The following is a 17,895-nucleotide window of genomic DNA, read 5'->3' on the forward strand; positions in this document are numbered from 1 at the left end:
GCGCGCGTGTCTCGTCAAGCTCAGCGCGCCGAGCCCGTGGTCACGGTCGCCGTCTTCACCTTGCGCGGGGTCAGGACGCTGACCTGGAGCGCCGTCACGCTGGTGGCGGGTGCCGTCACCTGCTGCTCGACATTCTTGGCGCCGAGCACGCGGACCTGCAGGGGCGAAGCCGGAATGCCATTGGCCTCGTAGGCCGGCAATTCGCCGGCGAAGGTGGCAGTCGAGCCCGCGATGGCGAGGGCGGCAACTGCGATCGACAAAGTCTTCTTGTTCATGGTGATGCTCCTGGAAGAAGTGCGGAGCACATGTAAGCCTGATTTGCTGCATTGCGATATGCATTGCTGCAACGCAATATCGCGCAACATGCATGGCGATATGCCTAACGCGCCCAATTCCCTAAGCGCGTTCCCTCCCAGCCCGAGGCTAACCACCCATCACGTTGCCCCAGCCGTCGAAAACATAGGCCTTCCAGACCACTGTTCCATCGCCCCGCAACCGGCTGGCCCGCCGGTAATCGTCGGCCTGATCGGCGGTCCAGGTGATAATCGTGCCCGAGACGCGATCATGCAGGATGGCGGGCTCGGAGGGATCGAAGGCGTCCATGGGACGAAGCGAGGAATGCGTCATGGCCGATCAACGCACACACGTCAGCAAGGTTGCCGCGACGTACCGGGCAAAACGCCGCGCTCCTCCACTCGTCATTGCGAACGCAATGACGAGAGAGCCTCGCGCAACGTTCTATTTCAACGCCGTTGCCAGCGCCTGCAGCTTTGCGACGAGATTGGTCCCGAGTGCGTAAATCACTTCGATGATGGCCAGCGCGATGCCCGCTGCGATCAAGCCGTATTCGATTGCGGTGGCGCCGGACTCATCGGCGGCGAAAGCGGCCAGCGTGGATTTCAATTTCACTATCGTGTCCTTCCCAACTCTACCGGACGTTGCCGGCACGGGAGAGATGCACCTGATCAATCCAAGATTGAGTAAATCCATCCGCTTCAATTTGTCGACAAAGAACCTTGAATTTGCGGGCCTTTTCCGGTGCTTCCCCACCCGAACTGCGATGGAACTCGCGTTGCTCTTGCGCAACACCCAGGCGAAAAGCTCAATGTAAGCCATTTGCGCCATTGCGCCGCCACATCGTCCCCCGAACAATCGACGCTGCTACATGCCTTTCCGTGCAAGACTGTTTGCATCAAGACTGTTCGGACAAGACGGGTTTTGAACAGAACCGTTTGGAGGCAGGGATCATGAACGATCGGCGGTCTCTTCTTGTGGCTGTCGCGTGCCCTTCGGCCGTGATGGCCGGCTGGCTGGCGCTCTCCCTCTCCGCCTACGCTCCAGCGCTCATCGAGAACAGCGGCGCCAATGCGGCCTCGGTGTCCCGTGCGAAAGATCTCATCCGTCTCGAGCTCGCCGATGTTCCGCACGCTGCGACCCTCGAGGACGGTATCGCGCTGACGGCCGACATCGCGGCGGCCGCTGCGGTCGCCCCACCAATCGCGGAACCAGCGGCGTCCGAGGAGCCCGCCCCGGCCGTCAAGCTCGCTTCGGCTGATCCGGCGCTGATCGTGCCGGCGGAACCGCCGCCCGCACCGCAGATTTCGCCGGAACCGGAGCCCGTCGTCAGCGAGGCTCCGCCTGCACCGGCGCCCGAGCCGGTCAAGATTGCCTCCGCCGATCCCACCGAGATCGTGACCACCGACGAACCGTCGCCCGCGGCAATTACGGGCGGACCCACCCCAGCCCCAAGCAAGGCATCGCCGCCGGCCGACACCGTCGCCGTGCTCGACGAATGCTTCGTCATCGACGCCTGCATCGACCGCTATCTCTGGGCGCTCTACCAGCGCACGCCCAAGGAAGACTCCATCAAGGTGCAGGAGCGCCGCGCCGTCTCCATCAAGCGCAGGGGCAAGACGGTCACCGTGATGCGCAGCTTCACCAAGCTGGTCGACGAGGATTTCGGCTGGAAGGACCCGAAGGCGGCCGAGCACGCCGGCATGTCGATGATGGACTATGTCATCGGCGGCATGGACAAGAGCTTTAAGCGAAAACTGTTCCGCACGCTGCTCGCCGCCGAAGCCGCCGGCCTTTCGCCCGGCATCACCAGCGCGTTCCGCGACGACTATCGCCAGTCAATCGCGAGCGGCCTGAAAGCCGCCTCCGATCGCTCCTATCACGGCGGCAGCACGCGCGGCGGCTACGGCCACGGCATGGCGGCCGACATCGTCAGCACCCAGGGCAACAATCGCGCGCAGCGCTGGGTCTCGACCGAAATCCTGTGGAAATGGGTCGACGCCAACGGCAAGGCGCTCGGCGTCGGCCGGCCCTATCTCGACCGCGATCCGCCGCATGTCGGCCCGATCGACGGCAAGGAATACATTTCGAAGCGCGGCGGCGCGAGCGACCGCAAGGAAGCCGCGAACACCAAGTCCAAGAAGGCGCGGGCTGTGGCCAGCACCAGGCCATCGAAGGCGAAGGCGCATGCTGCGCGCGAGCAGAAGAGCTCGGCCAAGCCGCAGAAGTCGGCGCAATCCGCCAGTAAGCGCGCGACCTGACTCGTTACGATTTGGGCTCCGGTATCGGCAGCGGCACGAGCCGCATCTCGGCGGTGCCGGCATCCTGTGTGCGCACCAGCACCGCAAAAATAGTGTCGACGGCGAGCCGTACTGCCGCGTCCATGGCCAAGCCCTTCGCCAGATGCGCCGCAATCAGGCCGGTGAGGAGATCGCCAGTGCCGTAGGGACGGATCGGCAGACGCGGCGTCGCAAAGCGCGACAACTGACCATCCGCGCAGAGGATCGTCTCCACCTGCCCGGCTGGCGTATCGGCGAGCGTGCAGCCGGTAGCGACGACATCGATGCGGCTGGTCCCCGCGAGAGCCGCGCACGCTGCGCGCAGACCCTGCGCGTCCCCAATCTTGATGCCCGACAGCAGCTCGAGCTCGAACTGGTTCGGCGTGGTGGTCTTCGCGGCCGGCAGCAGCCGGTGCCGCACCACGTCCAGAATGCCGTCGGCGACATAGACGCGGCCATCGTCGCCGATCACGGGGTCGCAGAGATAGACCAGCTTGGAATTGCGCGTGAGCGCCCGTTCGACGAAATCGGCGATCACGGCGGCGTTGCCGACCGAGCCGAGATAGCCGGTGACGAGCACGGCGGCCTCCTCGACGAGACCGCGCTCCTCGACACCCCTCAGCAGATCAGCGACGAGCTCGGTCTCCAGCACGCGTCCGCGCAGGGTTGGATAGCGCGGATGGTTTGACAGCAGCGTCGTCGGTACCGCCGCGACGTTCACGCCCTCCGCCTGCATGGCATAGGCGGCCGCGCTGTTGCCGACATGGCCGTGGACCACCTGGCTTTGAATGGAGATGACGAGCATGCGGAGGTCCGTACGGTCAAATGCTGAATGTGGCAAGCTATCGGAGCTCATACCCGAGCTCCGGCCGTAGCGCCTTCATCTTGCGTGCCAGCCGCCGGTGTCCGCTCTCCTGCGAGCGCGCCAGCTGGTTTGCCACGGCGACATGGTCCGCATCGGGCTTGTGCTGGTTGAGCTTGGCTTGCCCCTCGATCTGGTCCACCACGATATCGACGACGCAGATCGCAGCCAGCATGCTCTCGCGCTTGCCGCCCTCCATCTGCGCGAGATCCCAGGGCTGTTTCGGAAGCCGCGCCTCAGAGGCCGCCAGCAACGCATCGCCATGTCCGCGGTTCTGATCCAGCCCGCGCAGATGCGCCACACCCGAAAGATGCACGGCCTCGTAAAGCCAGGTCGAGACGTTTTCGCGTGAGGAATACCAGTCGTTCGAAATGTAGGCATCATCGCCGGCGACGATCAGCAGGAAGCGCCTGTTGCCGTCCGCAAGCGACACAAGCGGATTCTTCGCAGTGAAATGGGCCTGCACGATCGCGCATCCGTCACGCTCGCACAGCACGAACGGCACGTGTGAGGCGCGCGGGCCGCGCTCATCCGCCGCCACGATCACGCCGAAGCCGCGCCTTGCGGCAAATTCCAGCGCGCGCTGCTCCTCGATGCGGAATTGGGGACGGAGGACATGCATGGCGGCGCTCGGGCTGGACGAAGGACGATGCGAGGCTAACCCAATATCCCCCCGAGTCCGAACGATATTGGGCCGCAAATGCGGATGTCAGGAATGATCGCGGCCTCGCGCGAGCTCCGCGAGATAGGCGCAGAACATGTCGGCCAGCCCGTCGGCATGACGCGCGATCTCGGTCTCGCTGCGCGGCGTCTCCGAGAACCGCTTGCCGACCTCGCTCAATGTCGTCGTGATCAGCTCGCCGGCGAGCTCGCGCGTCGCATCCGAGACCTTGGGCAATGCCTCCCGCATGAAGGCCGCGACAATGCCCTCGCCCGCGGCCCGCGCGTCCTGCGCCTCGGGCGCGTCGCGATAGAGCGGCTCGGCGTCGCTGAGCGCCGTGCGGATCGCTGCCTCCTCGCATTCGGAGCGGATGAAGGCATGGACCAGCGCGCGCAGCCGAGCCAGGGGCGGCGTCGCGCGGTCTTCGAGAATGCCGCGCAACATCTCACTCGTACGCCGCCACTCGTCGCTCTGGAGGCGAAACAGGATCGCGGCCTTGTTCGGAAAATATTGGTAGAGCGACCCGACGCTCACCCCGGCCCGCTCCGCCACCCGCGCCGTGGTGAAACGTTGCGCTCCCTCCTTCGCCAGGACCTGAACAGCGGCATCTAGAATGGCCGCCACCAGCTCGGTGGAGCGGGCCTGTCGCGGCTGTTTTCGTGAGGAAACTGAACGGCTTCGACGGTCGGCCATGGCACACCCTGGCAATGCGAATAGGAAATGCGACGAATTAGTCGTATTTCCTGCTCCGCGCAAGCACGCGCTTTCCCACCGATCCGGAGACCTCGAATGACCACCCCGACCATCACATCGCTTGCGCCGCTGCTGGACCGCCTGTTCCTCGAGGCCGAAGCCGCAAGCAATGCAACGCAAGCCGCCGTCGCCGACCTGTCCGATGCCGAGCGGGCACGTATGATGCGGAGCAAGACCGATTATGCCGAGCTCTATGGCCGGCTGAAGGACGCACCGCTCGCGGTGTCGCGCGAGACCGGCATGCTGCTCTACATGCTGACGCGCAGTTCCCGCGCCGAGGCGATCGTCGAGTTCGGCACCTCGTTCGGGCTGTCGACCCTGCACCTTGCAGCGGGCCTGCGCGACAATGGCGGCGGCCGCCTCATCACAAGCGAGTTCGAACCGTCCAAGGCCGTGCGGGCGCGTGAGAATCTTTCGGCCGGCGGCCTGATCGATCTCGTCGAAATCCGCGAGGGCGATGCGCTGAAGACGCTTCGCACGGATCTGCCCGAGACGATCGATCTCGTGCTGCTCGACGGCGCCAAGGCGCTCTACCCGGAGATCCTGAATCTGGTCGAAGGCCATCTCAGGCCGGGCGCGATCGTCGTCGCCGACAATGCCGATTTCAGCCCTGACTACCTCGCACGCGTGCGCAGGCCCGGCAGCGGCTACATGTCCACGGCCTTTGCCGACGACGTCGAGCTCTCCGTGCGGATCAACTGACGCGCGCCGGAGCCGCTGCGACCATTCGAAGCCGCCGCACGATCATCGTGCGGCGGCTTCGTGCCGTGTTCCCCGCCTGTCGCAGGCGCGTCACTCACCCGTGATAGCTGGTCCAGCCAAAAGCCATGTTCCGCGTGCTAAACATACCTACCGCGCGGTATCTTTCGAGCAAAAACACCTGATTGACCATGACCTCCGCCTTCAACGCCTATGCTGCCCTTACCCTCGCCATCGTGTTCGAGGTCACGGCGTCCGCCTTCCTCCAGCAGTCCGCGCAGTTCACGCGGCCGTGGCCGACGTTGGCCATGGTGCTGTTCTACGTCGCCTCGTTCTACGCGCTGTCGGTGGCGATCCGGGTCATTCCCCTGAGCATCGCCTATGCGATCTGGGGCGGCGTCGGCATCATCCTGACCGCCACCGTCTCCTTCGTGCTGTTCCGCCAGATGCTGGACGCCGCGGCCTTTGTCGGCATCGCGCTGATCGTATCGGGGGTCGTGGTCATCAACCTGTTCTCGGAGACCACGGTGCATTGATGGCGGAAAGCGCCTACACCCGCGCCAAGCAGCCCGAGCAGGTGCGGCGCGCCCTGCTCGACTGCGCCGCGGCGATCGCCATGGACCATGGCGTGCCGGGCGTCACGGTACAGGCCGTGGCAGCGGCCGCCGGCGTCACCAAGGGCGGGCTGTTTCATCATTTCGGCAGCAAGCAGGCGCTGATCGAGGGGCTGTTCGCCGACCTCCTTGCCCGCGTCGATGCCGAGATCGACGCCGCCATCGAGGCCGATCCCAAGCCGCGCGGCAGCTTTACACGCGCCTATGTCAATGCGGTGTTCACCGGCAAGGCGTTCGGATTCGCAACGCCCTGGGCGGCGCTGAGCATGGTCGTCGTCACCGATCCGTCATTGCGCCGGCTCTGGAACGACTGGATGAAGGCGCGCCTGAAGCGCCATCGCGCGACTGACGCAACGCCCGAGCTCCATGTCGTCCGCCTCGCCGCCGACGGCGCCTGGCTGTCCTATGTCACGACGGGACAAACACGGATGAACGCCGACCTTCGCGCCGTGCACGATCGCCTGATCGCGCAGACCTATCGACGCACGTAGCGCATTCGATCCGGGCTACGGGCTCTGAACCGGCTTTGGCGGACGCGACGCCGACTTGGAAGGCTTTGCGCGGGGCTTCTTGCCCGCGGCGTTTGGCGGCGGTTCATCGACGGACTGCAAATAGGCAGCGAGCGCCTTGGCGGAGTCCGGGCTGGTCGCGTAATGGTCCTTCAGGAACCAGGCGAGAGTTACACTGAAGCGCCCTTTCGCCAATCCCCGCGGGCTGCGGTGACAGGTGGCGCAGCCGTCAGCGAAGAGTTTTGCGGGCGGTTTGCCGGCGTCGAGATTTTGTGCGGACGCGACCGTCGCCGTCAGTGCCGCAGCGGCTGCGAGAGTCATCAAGGGCGCGATTATCTCGCGCCCCGTTCGAAATACCGTCGTCAAATCCAGTCGTCCCCTAGCCGCGTTGCGCAGTCACGCCGCCAACAACTGATCGAATTCGGGCGGAGTATACGACTTGCCGTCCTGGTCGGTGATGACAACCTGCCATCCCTCGCTCGCCCAGACCCTCGCCTTCGCCACAATCAGCAACCGGCTCTCGCGGGCAAAACTGCACTTCTCGTTGTCGCGTTCTGCGACCATCTTATAGGCCAATGCGCATCCCCTTGCGTTGCCCTGCCACCCGTCCCCGTCGTGGCAGCGGGCTTTGGCGGCAATTCGCCAGGAGCGTGGCAATTTGGTGCCATCCACGGCAGCATTGTGCCAAGGTCCCGCCTAAACGAAGAAGGTTGATCATGTCACGCGTCAAAAACGCGATTCTGCTTGTCGTGAGCTTGCTTGTCGTAAGCCTGCTTGGCGCGGGCTTGCCCGGCTCCGTGCCGGCCGAGGCGCAGACCTACGATCCGCGTTATCCCGTCTGCATCGAGGTCTATACCCTCGACGGCAGCTCCATCGCTTGCAGTTTCGTGTCGATGGCGCAATGCGCGGCGACCGCATCCGGGCAGTCCGCCCAGTGCTACGCCAATCCCTATGCTATGCAAAATCGCCAGCCGGGCCCGGGCCCATCGCCGCCGCGACGGAACCGCTAAGCGCCTGCAATCCGCTCAGTGCACGCGGATCACGTGAGGGCGGCCAAGATCGATCAGCCCCTGCACCGCCGAGAGGCGATCGTCCAGGGCTGCGATGGTGAGCAGCAGGTTGTTGCGGCGTTCGTCGAGCATTCCCATCTCGGCGCCGGTGAGCTTGGAGCTCGCCCGCTCCTTGTGAATCCCGTCGAGGGATTTGCGCAGTCCGGCGATCAGGCCGGCCAGCTGCTTGGCCTCCTTGGTCATCGAACGCTTCGCGACATTTTGGCGGCGCGTTTCCGCCTGGCTCTGTCTCATCGTCATCCTCCCGTGCCCCGCTGCCCCGAGTGGATGCCGACATCTTTGGGTAGACATCTTACGATCGATGAAATCTGCCCGCGAAGAACCTTTTTAAATTGTACGCGCAGGGAACTCGCCCGCATCGAAACGGAAGGCCCGGCGCGAAGGCCGGGCTTTCGTCGCAACGTTAGTGCTTCTGATGACCGCCGCCGGGGCCGCCGGCCGGCGCGCCACCGCCATGCGGAGCAGGAGCAGCATTCATGTGCGGAGCACCGCCGCCGCCACCATGCGGCATCGCAGGCGCCGCCGCGCGCGGCGCCGGCATCTGCGCATGGGCGTTCATCGGCGCGCCATGGCTCACATTGGGCTGAGCGATGTGCGGCGCTGCGGGGCGCGCTGCAGGTGCGGCCGACACGCGCGGCGCTTCATGCGCACGCGCCATCGGCTGCGCACGCACCGCGGCTCGGCCCGCCGCCTGCTCATGCATCATGCGCGCTTGCGCATCGCGCGGATTGCGGCCCTGGACATTGGCCCGCTCCTGGACCCGCTCATGCGCGAAGCGCTCGCTTTGCCCGACGCGAGCCCGGTCCGTCGTCACCGCGGCGTTGCGTCTGCCAATGGCGGCGTCGTGGCGTGCAGTCGCGGCGTCGCGCCCGGAGACCGCAGCATCGCTCCTGACATTGCCATTCACATTGCCTCTGGCGTGCACACCCTCACGCCCCAACGCAACCGCGGCATCGCGCGTCGCCGCGCGGCCGATACGAGCGGCACGCGGATCGATCGTCATCTGTGTCGCGAGGCGCTGGTGCGAGGTCCAGTAATTATTCCAGTAGGCGTGGCGGCGATACCAAGGCCGCCCCTCATAATAGCTCGACCAGTACGAGGCCAGCGCGAAGGGAACGACAGGCACGTCGATCTCGTCGACATAATCGGGGAGATAGACGTAGTGGTTGCGATAGAGATATTCGAGATATTGCGATGACACCCAGCCGCGATCATCCGAGAAGCTCACGTCGCACCAGGCATTGCCGCGCAGGCAGCCGTGGATGTTGACGCGGGCGCCCTCGGGGATGCGATCGACCAGCGGAAAGCCCGAACCCGGACCGGCGCGCAGGCCGGTCGAGACGGTGACGATGCCCGGCGCGGCCAGCGCGGCCGTCGGGGCGAGCAGCAATGCTGCAACCAAAACGCTTTTAAGTCTCATGGCGTGTTCCTCCTCTCAAGGCCGAACGCGCCATTGAACCGAGCGTTCCGCGGGCGGTCGTCGCATCCGTCGAAAGATCGAGATGCACGCCGCACGCGGTTCAATATTCATTCGCCGTTCATCGGCACAGCGCTGGAAGCGCTGTTTTGCCCTCAGCTCGCTTGCAGCATGAAGCCGCCGAAGTACGACGCAAGCGCAGCAAAATCATCGAGCGGCAGCACCGTCGCGACATACTGGTCCGGCCGCACCACGACCATGCAGCCCGCCTTCCGGTCGATGCCGCGCATGGCGAACACGTCCTGGCCGCTCTTGAGGTCCGGACAGAACATCTTCTCGTAGTCGTACAAGCCGTAACGGCCTTTGCTCGGGAGCAACATCGGCGGCATCGCCTCGATGGCGAGTTCGCGATGATCCTGCTGAAACACCGCGCGCAGATCGATCACGCTGTCGATATCGCCGCTTCTAGGCGTATATCGCCGGATTGGAGATTTCTGGGATTCAGCGAGGAAATTGCACAGCGCGCGAATGGCCGAGCCTGCGGCCGCCGGATCTTCCGCGGGAGAAAACGCGTAGATCCGGAAGCGGCCATCCGCCTGCGCGGCATGGCCGAGATGCACCGGCTTGGCGTCGCCCAGCCGGATCACCGGCGCAGAGTGAAAACGCTTGCCGATAGCGAGGCCTTCGGCGAGATGCTGATGTGACGCCGCGCCGGTGAGGATCGATGGCTTGTAATGCGTTGCGGTGCCTGCGGTGTAGCGACCGTGCCGGACAAAATAGTCCTGCGTCTTGGCCGCATCGGCGCCGCCGGCCTTGGCAGCGGACGCCAAGATCCCCGCCCATTCGCGGTCGAAATCGATCAGCTCCTTGGCGACCGCCTGCCGTTCCGCAGAATAGGAATGCAGCAGGCGTGGCGCACACTGCTTGCGCAGCACGGCCGCGAGCTTCCAGCCGAGATTGAAGGCGTCCTGCATCGAGACGTTCATGCCCTGCCCGGCCTTCGGGCTGTGGGTATGGCAGGCATCGCCGGCGATGAAGATACGCGGCAATTGCGCATTGATCTCGGCCTCCGGCACGTCGTCGAACTTGTCGGTGAGGCGCTGGCCGATCTCGTAGACCGACCACCAGGCGATCTCCTTCACATCCAGCGTATGCGGCTTCAGTATCCGCTGCGCTTTCGCGATCACGTCATCGGCGGTGATGTTGCGGTTGGCGACGCGTTCGCCGACGTCGAGCTTGGCGAGCTCGACATAGAGGCGGGCCATGTAGCCGCCCTCGCGCGGAATGATCAGCAGGCTGCCGTCCTTCGCCGACTGGATCAGCGCCTTGAAGCGGATGTCGGGAAAATCGGTCACCGCCAGCACATCCATCACGCCCCAGGCGTGGTTGGCGGAATCTCCGTGCAACTCGCGGCCGATCGACTTGCGCACCGTGCTGCGCGCGCCGTCGCAGCCGACGACGTAGCGCGCCTTGATCGTTTCCACCTTGCCCTCGTTCGCGGCATCGACGCGTTCGAGGCGCACGGTCACGGCATGATCGCTGAGCCCTGCGGCCGGATCGACCTCGAGATCCAGCAGGCGGCGGCTGTAATGCGGTTCGAGCTTGGCGGGCGACTTGCGCATGACGTCGAGAAAGCCGTCATGGATACGCGCCTGGTTCAAGATGACATGCGGGAATTCGGACAGGCCATCCTCGACATCCTGCACCCGGCCGCTGCGCACGATCTTTTCCGGCGCCTGCTCGTCGGGCTTCCAGAACGTGGTCTCGTTGACCCAATAGGCCTCCTTCAGCACGCGCTCGCTGAAGCCATAGGCGTGGAACATCTCCATGGTGCGGCAGGCGATGCCGTCGGCCTGCCCGACCAGCAACCGGCCCGGCTTCTGCTCGACGATGCAGGTCTTGATGTCAGGGAATTGCGCGAGCTGCGCGGCGAGCGTCAGGCCCGCCGGGCCGCAGCCGACGATGAGCACATCGACCTCTTTAGGCACGGTGCCCGGCGCACCCGAAGCCTGAATGCGCTCGGCGGGATCGGCGATCTCAGGATCACCAGGCTGGAATCCATTGAGATGGAATTGCATGAGCACCTCTCCCGGAAACGTTCTGTTTGGTATTGCTCAGTATGCTGACTATCAGTATGCTTGTCAATAATCACACCCCTCCCTGCTCTTAAGGAGAATTCGGTGAGCGATCCTAGCGACATGCCCGGCCACCTGGCGCGCCGGTTCCAGCAGATCGCGGTGGCGGTATTCCTGGCGGAGGTCGGCGATGTCGGCTTCGACCTCACGCCGGTGCAATACGCCGCGCTCGCGACCATCAAGGCCAATCCGGGGCTCGACCAGGTGACGCTCGCCGGTCTCATCGCCTATGACCGCACCACCATTACCGGCGTGATCGATCGCCTTGTCCAGAAGGGTCTTACCGAGCGCCGCGCCAGTCCGCGCGACCGCCGCGCCCGCGAGCTCGAGATCACCGACGAGGGGCGGCGCACGCTGCGCAAGATCACGCCGGCGGTCGAGTCCGCCCAGCGCATCATGCTGCGCGGCCTCACCGCGAAGGAAGGCGATGAGCTGATGCGGCTGCTGCGCAAGGCCATTGCCGCCGGCAACGAGCTCAGCCGCGCCCCGCTGCGCGAGGTGCAAGTGTAGTCCGGGATTTGGTCCCGCAGTTTTGTCCGTAATTGCCGCAGGCCTGCGAAACCTGGAACTAACCTTCGGCTGCTACCGTCGGAAACATTCGGCGCTTAACGCGCGATTAACTTTGCCGGTTTGGAGCTTGGAATGCGCAGATTGGTCATTTTTGCCGCGACGGTCGCGCTCTCGACCGTTCCTGCGCTCGCGAACGGCCATGGCGGCGATGCCCCTCCTCCGCCGAAGCCCGAGGCGACGAGCGCACCGGCGAAGGTGGTCCTGACCAAGCAGGGTCCCAAGCTGGTCGATCTCAAGGGCATGACGCTCTATTATTACGAGCGCGACACCACCGGGAAGACCTCGAACTGCAACGGCAAGTGCACCGAGAGCTGGGTGCCGCTGTCGGCGACGGCCGACGCCAAGGCCGTCGGCGACTTCACCGTGATCAGCCGCAACGACGGCAGCAAGATGTGGGCCTACCGCTACCGCCCGCTGTACACGTCACCCGCCGACAAGGCGCCGGGCGATGCCAATGGCAACGCCACGACGCTGCAATGGCGCATCGCGCGACCCGACGAATAAGGCACGGTGGCAGAGAGGTCAGCGTGCCCGCGTGCTGACCACTTTCGCGTGCGCGCTGGAATCGACCGAGGCGTAATTGACCTCCGCATTCCAATGCATCACCACATAGAGCGCCATGCCGGCCAGGAGCGATCCGTAAAAGCCGAGTGTCACGATCCGCCACTTGCGGACGACGCGGCGGTCAGTCTCATTCAATGGATAAAAAAATTTCTGCATGATGCCTCCAATGGCAACGAGCCATGGAGGCATAGCGCAACCGCAGCAAAACCGCTGTGAAGCATTTCACTCTCGACGAAGCGCCGATCGCGCCCGCCTTCACGCTTGAGTGAGCGCCGCGACCGCCACGCGCAGAATCCCGCGCCTTACCCGCGCCAGCTGGGCCCCGCCTGGACGCGCGCGTTCTGCCCGGGCGGCAGCACCACCACGGTCGAATTGAGCTTCACGCGGTCGTAGAGATCGATCACGTCCTCATTGCGCATCCGGATGCAGCCGGACGAGATCGCCTGCCCGATATATTCGGGCTGGTTGGTGCCGTGGATGCGATAGAGCGTGTCCTTGTTGCCGGCATAGAGATAGATGCCGCGCGCGCCCAGCGGATTGGCGGGCCCGCCGCGAACGCGCGCCGGATACGGCCCGAGGCGCGCCTGGATCTCTGCGGTCGGGACCCAGTCCGGCCATTCCGCCAGACGCCCGACGCGCGCGACGCCGGAGAAGGCCATGGCTTCCTCGCCGACCGCGACGCCGTAGCGGATCGCCTTGCCGTCGGGCAGCACGTAATAGAGATAGCGCGCGTCGGTATCGACCAGGATCGTGCCCGGCTGCTCCTTGCGCGGATAATCGACGACGTGACGCAGATATTGCTCAGGCACGCTCGCCTGGGCGTAAGGCGTATGTGCGAGCAACTGCCTGTCGCGCGGCGTCATGCTTGCGTCGGTCGACGGCGACAACGTTGCCTGCATGCAGCCGCCGAGCGGCAGCAAGGCAACCACAAACGGAATAATCAGAGATTTTGGCACCACCGGCCCCCCGATAGCAGATAGCAGCAGCGCCCCCAGCAACCCTAGATGCTGCCCAAATCGTGCTGAAAACAAGGCAGACCGGGAACAATTGCCCGTGTTCAATCGAGCGGGTTCCATCACCACAAACGGCGGAAGAGCGCCGCATGATCTCCACCCCCTCGCCTTGCTTTGGTCAAACCCGGCTGGACTCGTGCGTCATGGGACTTGGGAATGGGCTCACCTCAACGAATCGGCTCGCGCCAATGCGGACCAAGAGCGCTTCAAAGGAGCTGCGATGCTCGCGACGCTGAACAGCAAGCAAATCGTCGATGAGATCGTGAAGGACACGATCAAGGACAACGATCCGCACGACGCGGTTCAGATCTCGCCGGACATTCAGATCTCGCCGGATATGGTGCAGGCTTCGCGCCCCATCAGCGTTTCTCCGACGCTGGCGCCCGATATCGCGCTCCGCCCGGAGCCGAAGTTCGCGCCGGAGCAAAACATCAGCATCGTCTACGGCGCACAAGCCGCGGCTCCATCGGTCGACAGCGCGGTGCGCGTCGAGGCCAGCGATGGTCGCGGCCGGCGGAAGCGATCCGCGGTCAGCACGTGGCTGCGCGGCGCATCTGTCGCATTTCTGTTTGCGGGCGGCAGCGCGGCGGCCGCGATCGCCTGGGAGCAGCATGGCGACACCGCAAGACAGATGCTCGCGCAATGGACACCGGCATTGGCCTCGCTGACATCGCAGCTGCTGCCTGCGACACCGCAGACGGCGCCGGTCGCCGCTGCACAGGCCGCCCCGCCCGCGGCAGCTGAGGCCCCGCCTGCGGCGACCGATCAAATCGCCGATCAACCGGCCTCGCCGCCTCCACCTCAGCCTGCCACCGCCACCGCAGCAGCGCCGCCCGATGCCACCCAATCGATGGAGTCGATGACGCGCGACATGGCCGCGATGGCGCAGCAGATCGAGCAGCTCAAGACGACGATCGCCGAGCTGAAGGCCGGCCAGGAGCAGCTGGCCCGTGAGATGACCAAGCCGCCCGTGCCGAAGCCCGTAGCCGAGGCCAAGCCGGTCGATCCGCGCGCACGCGTGTCAGCGATTCAGCCGCGACCCGCACCGCCGCCAGTTCGCAAACCGAAGCCGGCCGTGTCACACACCTACATGCCGGCCTACTCGCCCGCGCCGCTCGCGCCACCGCCGCCGCCATCACAGGCAGCCGCAGCACCGCCGCCGGTCGCGCCCGTGACGACGACGCAGGCTGTTGCCGATGACGACGGACCTGTCGTGCGTCCGCCGATGCCGGTGCACTAGACGAACACCAGCGTCGCTACACGCTGTCCGAGTCGAGATGATGCGTTGAGTCCGGGTGATTACGGGAAGCGATGCTGACTCGTCTTCGCCAAGGAAGCTTTCGTGAAGCAAGTTTGCGCGACGAAAGCTTCAAGAGAAAAGGCCGTCGGGATCTATGCCGCCGGCCTTCTCTTGCAGCTGCCGGTTCCCGGAGCCCGGTTCTGCTGCAATTCCATGCCTCATGATCGCGTGGACATGTTTAATAAAATCTTAACGCCACCGTTCATTGCTCATCATTTCTGCGCCTTAGGCACAGAGATTGTGCGGCTTGTTCATCCGATAGATATCGACTCAGTGGTACGATCCAGCATGTTTTGAAGACTTCCGTCGAAGGCTTCGTTTGGGAATTTGGGTCGTCACACCGGAGAATTCGGATGCCATACTACTCCTTCGATCTCGTGGTTGGTGAAGAGTTCAAGAACCAGGGCGGAATCATCCTCGAAGACATCGAGGTCGCTTCGGATCGCGCCGTTCAGCTCGCATGCGAGCTGTCGCAGGTGAAGCCGGAGCTGCAGCAGAAGGGCTGCGCGGTGCGCGTCACCGATCGCGATCACAAAGAGGTCTATCGCACGCCGCTCGATCCTGTGCCGGCCTGGCAGCGCTAATCTTCAAGCACCGGCGCTTCGAACCAGTTCGTCAGCGACAATCCACCGTCGACGACGAACGCTGCGCCGGTGACATAAGCCGACAGCTTGTTCGACAGCACCGCGAGCGCCATCGGCACGAGGTCGTTTGCTTCGCCGAGGCGCCCGAGCGGAATGTGTTTCGCCAGCGAGGCATCGGCAACGAATCCACCTGCCGCGATCGCACCGGGCACCAGCGCGTTGACGCGGATATTGCGACGACCAAAGGTCTTCGCGAGCTCCTTCACCAGCATCGCCATCCCCGCCTTCGCCGTCGAATAATGCGGCAGGTTGCGCGGCGTGCCCGCATGCAGCGAGGTGAGGAACAGGAACGAGCCAGGCCGCTTCGCCGCGATCAGTCGTGTTGCGATTCCGCGCGCCAGATGAAAGCCGGCGTCGAGATTGACGGCATGCATCTCCTGCCAGGTCCTGCGGTCGACAGCGAGCGCGTGATCGGCCTCGCGCCGCGGCGGCGAGGCGCTGTGCACGAAATGCGTGACGTCGCCCAGCACCGCATGTGCCGAGGCCAGCAGCTCGTCGCAAGCCTCGAGCTTGGCGAGATCGCCGACCCACGGCACCGCCAGCTCAGGCGTCTTGCTCGCGCCGATCGCGGCAGTCACCCGCTCCGCGCTCACGTCGGCGAACATGGTCCGGACGCCCTCGCCGACCAGGCCCAGCGCGATCGCGCGGCCGATGCCGTTACCGGCGCCGGTGACGAGCGCGGTGTCGTGAGCGGGATCGAACGGCGTGCTGAACAGGCTCATGTCGCTCTCCGTGGCCGGGATATCCGCTACGATAGCGCACCGCATCGAGGCGCCACAATTGCGCCCCGGCACCATTGCGGAGCGGCGCGCCGGACGCTAGCCTCCCAAAAAAACGAGGAGGTACCCCAAGAATGCGCACCGGTTTTCTGATCGCAGGCCTGTTGTTGATCGCCGCGCCGGCCCAGGCGGGCGATGCGCCGGTCCGTTCGACCTATGTGACGATGGTCCTGCAGGCCTTCGCCGCCAAGGTCGAGTGCCCGGGCACGGATCTCGTCTACCAGGACCTCGTGCAGAAGGCGCAGCAAATGCAGCTGCCCGACGGCACCACCGAGAAGGTGCGCAAGGCGATCGCCTGGATGCACACCGGCGGCAAGATGGGCGAGAAGCAGGACGACGATCTGATGGCCGAGGTCGCGGTGGCGACGCAGGCAACCGACATGGATCAGCGCCGGCTCGGCATGCCCGGCTGGTGCGAGGCGCAAAAGACCAATCTCGCCGGCCTGATCCGCAGCAAGGGCGGCTAGCCGCCCTTGGCGGCCCGGCTTTGCCGGTGAACCTCGGCGCACCCCTCCGAGTCCAATGCTTCGAGCTGAGGACAATGCGAGGGGCCATGCCTGCCGATATGCTTTGGACGCGCCGGATGGCGGCGCTCGCGGTGATCGTCGCCGCCAATTTGGCGCTGCCCGCTTTTGCCGCGACGGCGGACAATCCGGTCGCCGGCAAGCAAGTGCGCTTTCCGCAGGGGGTATGGAGCGCCCTGCCCCAGGTCGGCCCTGACGGCAAGGTGAGGCAATGCGTGCTGATTGCGCCGAGGCAACGCAGCAAGGCGGGCGGCAAGGTCGACACCGCCTTCGCCCTCAACATCAGCCGCGGCTCGGGCCTGTCCATCATGTTGATGGATGACGGCATGCCGAGCGAACACGTGCTGGACGACCAGGCCGAGATCGTCATCGACGGCCGCAGCTTCCGCGCGGTCGGCTTCCCGGTCGGCAACGCCTTCGCGCTGCATCCGGGCGATGCCGAGGGCATGCTCGCGGCGCTCGGCAAGGCGCGGGACGTCACGTTGCGCTCGGACGGTGCCGGCGTCGATTCCGGGCCGATCGTACTCGATCTGCCGGCGGATGCGCTGAGCTGGCTGAAGCAGTGCGGCAAGACCTTCGACATCGCGGTCGACAGGCCGACCGATCCCAACGCGCCGGAGATGCCGGCGCCGCGGCCGCGCTCGCCGAAGATCGCGGTGATGCCGCCGACCCCGGCCGGCCCGCCCGGGATCGAGGACAAGCAGAAGATCGAAGGGTGGGATGCATCCGAGCTACGCAACGGCGACGTGGCGATCGTCGCCTGCTTCATCCGCCGGCGCTATCTCATCGGCACGGACGCGCCCGCGCCGCAGCGCCGTCTCGCCATCTTCCTGATCGTCAGCCGCGCGAAGGGGCTGACCATGATGCTGAAGGATTCCAAGCTCAACCGGCCGGAAGGTCAGGCCATCGAGGCGACGCTGAGAATCGGCAATGTGCCGTTCGAGGCGTTCTCCGCGCAGGTCGAGGGCCCCGACGAAATCGGTCTGTTCCCGCAGCATGGGGCCGAGTTGGCCGAAGCGATCGAGACGGGTTCGGTCCTGGCGATGAGGGCCAAGACGATCGAGGACAATTACGAGTTCTCGGTGCAGCCGGGCGTGATCGGCTGGCTGCGCGCCTGCGCCCGGCGCAACGCGATTGCCATCGAACCCGCAGGGCGATGAGGCGCCGTTAAGCATCGCGCGGCGGAACCGCCGCGCTGGCAAATAATC

25 protein-coding genes are annotated in these 17,895 nt (G+C 65.2%); 11 read left to right on the plus strand and 14 right to left on the minus strand.

What is annotated here, in order from left to right:
• Positions 1 to 20: 20 nt before the first annotated feature.
• The 3 genes from BRAGE_RS0117210 to BRAGE_RS0117220 form a co-directional block, all read right to left on the minus strand.
• Positions 21 to 275: a hypothetical protein gene (locus tag BRAGE_RS0117210; protein ID WP_027557765.1), complete on the minus strand. Its 255-nt coding sequence runs from the start codon at positions 273 to 275 to the stop codon at positions 21 to 23.
• Between the two features lie 148 nt (positions 276 to 423).
• Complete coding sequence (locus BRAGE_RS0117215; protein ID WP_027557764.1) at positions 424 to 627, minus strand: hypothetical protein; 204 nt, start codon at positions 625 to 627, stop codon at positions 424 to 426.
• A 111-nt stretch (positions 628 to 738) separates the two neighbouring features.
• Positions 739 to 909, minus strand: a complete 171-nt coding sequence (locus BRAGE_RS0117220) for a Flp family type IVb pilin (RefSeq protein WP_084334171.1) — start codon at positions 907 to 909, stop codon at positions 739 to 741.
• A gap of 338 nt (positions 910 to 1,247) precedes the next feature.
• On the opposite strand from BRAGE_RS0117220, the gene BRAGE_RS0117225 reads away from it, so the two are divergent.
• Positions 1,248 to 2,555, plus strand: a complete 1,308-nt coding sequence (locus BRAGE_RS0117225; protein WP_027557762.1) for a hypothetical protein — start codon at positions 1,248 to 1,250, stop codon at positions 2,553 to 2,555.
• Between the two features lie 4 nt (positions 2,556 to 2,559).
• On the opposite strand, the gene pdxY is transcribed toward BRAGE_RS0117225, so the two are convergent.
• From pdxY to BRAGE_RS0117240, 3 genes are all read right to left on the minus strand, one after another.
• Complete coding sequence (gene pdxY / locus BRAGE_RS0117230) at positions 2,560 to 3,378, minus strand: pyridoxal kinase (protein ID WP_027557761.1); 819 nt, start codon at positions 3,376 to 3,378, stop codon at positions 2,560 to 2,562.
• Between the two features lie 37 nt (positions 3,379 to 3,415).
• Positions 3,416 to 4,057 (minus strand): FMN-binding negative transcriptional regulator, encoded by a 642-nt coding sequence (locus BRAGE_RS0117235; protein ID WP_027557760.1) that lies wholly within the window; start codon positions 4,055 to 4,057, stop codon positions 3,416 to 3,418.
• Positions 4,058 to 4,144: 87 nt separating this feature from the next.
• Positions 4,145 to 4,789, minus strand: a complete 645-nt coding sequence (locus BRAGE_RS0117240) for a TetR family transcriptional regulator (RefSeq protein WP_027557759.1) — start codon at positions 4,787 to 4,789, stop codon at positions 4,145 to 4,147.
• 96 nt (positions 4,790 to 4,885) lie between these two features.
• Between BRAGE_RS0117240 and BRAGE_RS0117245 the strand changes: the two genes are divergently transcribed.
• The 3 genes from BRAGE_RS0117245 to BRAGE_RS0117255 all read left to right on the plus strand — a co-directional run bounded on the left by BRAGE_RS0117245 (position 4,886) and on the right by BRAGE_RS0117255 (position 6,653).
• On the plus strand, positions 4,886 to 5,551 hold the full coding sequence (locus tag BRAGE_RS0117245; protein ID WP_027557758.1) for an O-methyltransferase: 666 nt from the start codon (positions 4,886 to 4,888) through the stop codon (positions 5,549 to 5,551).
• A 188-nt stretch (positions 5,552 to 5,739) separates the two neighbouring features.
• Complete coding sequence (locus BRAGE_RS0117250) at positions 5,740 to 6,084, plus strand: DMT family transporter (RefSeq protein WP_027557757.1); 345 nt, start codon at positions 5,740 to 5,742, stop codon at positions 6,082 to 6,084.
• Positions 6,084 to 6,653 carry a TetR family transcriptional regulator gene (locus BRAGE_RS0117255; RefSeq protein ID WP_027557756.1) on the plus strand — a complete coding sequence of 190 codons (570 nt, stop codon included), beginning with the start codon at positions 6,084 to 6,086 and terminating at the stop codon, positions 6,651 to 6,653. Before BRAGE_RS0117250 ends, BRAGE_RS0117255 begins: the two co-directional genes overlap by 1 nt.
• Positions 6,654 to 6,668: 15 nt before the next feature.
• Here BRAGE_RS0117255 and BRAGE_RS0117260 read toward each other — a convergent pair whose 3' ends face one another.
• Together BRAGE_RS0117260 and BRAGE_RS54615 are read right to left on the minus strand one after the other, a co-directional pair.
• Complete coding sequence (locus BRAGE_RS0117260) at positions 6,669 to 6,992, minus strand: hypothetical protein (protein WP_027557755.1); 324 nt, start codon at positions 6,990 to 6,992, stop codon at positions 6,669 to 6,671.
• Between the two features lie 75 nt (positions 6,993 to 7,067).
• Positions 7,068 to 7,247 (minus strand): hypothetical protein, encoded by a 180-nt coding sequence (locus tag BRAGE_RS54615; RefSeq protein ID WP_027557754.1) that lies wholly within the window; start codon positions 7,245 to 7,247, stop codon positions 7,068 to 7,070.
• A 140-nt stretch (positions 7,248 to 7,387) separates the two neighbouring features.
• Here BRAGE_RS54615 and BRAGE_RS0117270 point away from each other — a divergent pair, with 140 nt between their 5' ends.
• Positions 7,388 to 7,681, plus strand: a complete 294-nt coding sequence (locus tag BRAGE_RS0117270) for a DUF3551 domain-containing protein (RefSeq protein WP_027557753.1) — start codon at positions 7,388 to 7,390, stop codon at positions 7,679 to 7,681.
• Positions 7,682 to 7,696: 15 nt separating this feature from the next.
• On the opposite strand, the gene BRAGE_RS0117275 is transcribed toward BRAGE_RS0117270, so the two are convergent.
• From BRAGE_RS0117275 to BRAGE_RS0117285, 3 genes are all read right to left on the minus strand, one after another.
• Positions 7,697 to 7,975, minus strand: a complete 279-nt coding sequence (locus BRAGE_RS0117275; protein ID WP_027557752.1) for a hypothetical protein — start codon at positions 7,973 to 7,975, stop codon at positions 7,697 to 7,699.
• A gap of 169 nt (positions 7,976 to 8,144) precedes the next feature.
• The gene (locus tag BRAGE_RS0117280; RefSeq protein WP_027557751.1) at positions 8,145 to 9,161 is read right to left on the minus strand and encodes an SH3 domain-containing protein; all 1,017 of its coding nucleotides are present in this window, start codon (positions 9,159 to 9,161) and stop codon (positions 8,145 to 8,147) included.
• Between the two features lie 152 nt (positions 9,162 to 9,313).
• Positions 9,314 to 11,236 (minus strand): FAD-binding monooxygenase, encoded by a 1,923-nt coding sequence (locus BRAGE_RS0117285; protein WP_027557750.1) that lies wholly within the window; start codon positions 11,234 to 11,236, stop codon positions 9,314 to 9,316.
• A 102-nt stretch (positions 11,237 to 11,338) separates the two neighbouring features.
• On the opposite strand from BRAGE_RS0117285, the gene BRAGE_RS0117290 reads away from it, so the two are divergent.
• Positions 11,339 to 11,803, plus strand: coding sequence for a MarR family winged helix-turn-helix transcriptional regulator (locus BRAGE_RS0117290; RefSeq protein ID WP_027557749.1), 465 nt, complete (start codon positions 11,339 to 11,341; stop codon positions 11,801 to 11,803).
• A 132-nt stretch (positions 11,804 to 11,935) separates the two neighbouring features.
• Positions 11,936 to 12,367 (plus strand): COG4315 family predicted lipoprotein, encoded by a 432-nt coding sequence (locus BRAGE_RS0117295; protein ID WP_027557748.1) that lies wholly within the window; start codon positions 11,936 to 11,938, stop codon positions 12,365 to 12,367.
• An 18-nt stretch (positions 12,368 to 12,385) separates the two neighbouring features.
• On the opposite strand, the gene BRAGE_RS0117300 is transcribed toward BRAGE_RS0117295, so the two are convergent.
• Together BRAGE_RS0117300 and BRAGE_RS0117305 are read right to left on the minus strand one after the other, a co-directional pair.
• The gene (locus tag BRAGE_RS0117300; RefSeq protein ID WP_027557747.1) at positions 12,386 to 12,583 is read right to left on the minus strand and encodes a hypothetical protein; all 198 of its coding nucleotides are present in this window, start codon (positions 12,581 to 12,583) and stop codon (positions 12,386 to 12,388) included.
• A 146-nt stretch (positions 12,584 to 12,729) separates the two neighbouring features.
• Positions 12,730 to 13,326 carry a L,D-transpeptidase gene (locus BRAGE_RS0117305; RefSeq protein WP_051395241.1) on the minus strand — a complete coding sequence of 199 codons (597 nt, stop codon included), beginning with the start codon at positions 13,324 to 13,326 and terminating at the stop codon, positions 12,730 to 12,732.
• A 334-nt stretch (positions 13,327 to 13,660) separates the two neighbouring features.
• Here BRAGE_RS0117305 and BRAGE_RS0117310 point away from each other — a divergent pair, with 334 nt between their 5' ends.
• Both BRAGE_RS0117310 and BRAGE_RS0117315 read left to right on the plus strand, forming a co-directional pair.
• Positions 13,661 to 14,680: a hypothetical protein gene (locus BRAGE_RS0117310; protein WP_027557745.1), complete on the plus strand. Its 1,020-nt coding sequence runs from the start codon at positions 13,661 to 13,663 to the stop codon at positions 14,678 to 14,680.
• A gap of 413 nt (positions 14,681 to 15,093) precedes the next feature.
• Positions 15,094 to 15,324, plus strand: a complete 231-nt coding sequence (locus BRAGE_RS0117315; protein WP_027557744.1) for a DUF6894 family protein — start codon at positions 15,094 to 15,096, stop codon at positions 15,322 to 15,324.
• On the opposite strand, the gene BRAGE_RS0117320 is transcribed toward BRAGE_RS0117315, so the two are convergent.
• Positions 15,321 to 16,106 (minus strand): SDR family NAD(P)-dependent oxidoreductase, encoded by a 786-nt coding sequence (locus BRAGE_RS0117320; RefSeq protein WP_027557743.1) that lies wholly within the window; start codon positions 16,104 to 16,106, stop codon positions 15,321 to 15,323. The two genes, BRAGE_RS0117315 and BRAGE_RS0117320, sit on opposite strands and share 4 nt — an antisense overlap.
• Positions 16,107 to 16,237: 131 nt before the next feature.
• On the opposite strand from BRAGE_RS0117320, the gene BRAGE_RS0117325 reads away from it, so the two are divergent.
• Entirely contained in the window at positions 16,238 to 16,630 is a 393-nt protein-coding gene (locus tag BRAGE_RS0117325) for a hypothetical protein (RefSeq protein ID WP_027557742.1), read from the plus strand.
• A gap of 86 nt (positions 16,631 to 16,716) precedes the next feature.
• Positions 16,717 to 17,847: a hypothetical protein gene (locus tag BRAGE_RS0117330; RefSeq protein ID WP_027557741.1), complete on the plus strand. Its 1,131-nt coding sequence runs from the start codon at positions 16,717 to 16,719 to the stop codon at positions 17,845 to 17,847.
• The last annotated feature ends 48 nt before the right edge of the window (positions 17,848 to 17,895 follow it).

The organism is Bradyrhizobium genosp. SA-4 str. CB756, from assembly GCF_000473125.1.
In the GTDB taxonomy this organism is placed as follows: Bacteria; Pseudomonadota; Alphaproteobacteria; order Rhizobiales; family Xanthobacteraceae; genus Bradyrhizobium; species Bradyrhizobium arachidis.